Annotated in this window: 1 pseudogene; it reads left to right on the top strand. The window is 79.6% G+C overall.

Annotated features, from left to right (window positions below):
* A pseudogene (locus tag DZF91_RS22645) lies at nt 1-504 on the top strand (hypothetical protein); the annotation flags it as partial.

The raw sequence follows: 504 nt of genomic DNA, 5'->3' as shown, positions 1-504 counted from the left end.
CGGCGTCCGCGACGAGCTGCCGGGCACGGCCGCCGCGTGGGGCGCCGCCGCCGACCCCGCCGGACGGCTCGCCGCCGCGCTGCGCGACCGGAGCGTCCTGCTCGTCCTGGACAACTGCGAGCACGTGGTGGAGGAGGCCGCCGAACTGGTCGCGATCCTGCTGGCCGCCGCGCCGGGGCTGCGCGTGCTGGCGACCAGCCGCGAACCGCTCGCCGTGGACGGCGAGACCGTCTACCAGGTCGAACCGCTCGGCGAGGACGACGCGGTCCGGCTGTTCGCCGAGCGCGCCGCCGCGTCCGCGCCGGGCTTCTCGCTCGACCGGGACCGCGCCGCCGTCGCCGAGATCTGCCGTCGGCTGGACGGCATCCCGCTCGCGCTGGAGCTGGCGGCGACGCGGGTCCGCGCCCTCGGCGCGCGCGAGCTGGCCGCCCGGCTGGGCGACCGCTTCGGCGGCGGGTCCGGTGACGGGTTCGGCGGCCGGTTCGGCGTCGTCGCGGCCGAGCG

Origin of the sequence: Actinomadura logoneensis (assembly GCF_003428695.1) — a bacterium.
Classification (GTDB): Bacteria; Actinomycetota; Actinomycetes; order Streptosporangiales; family Streptosporangiaceae; genus Spirillospora; species Spirillospora logoneensis.
The sequence above is the reverse complement of the archived record's forward strand: the minus strand, read 5'-3'. Positions and strand labels throughout refer to the sequence as shown.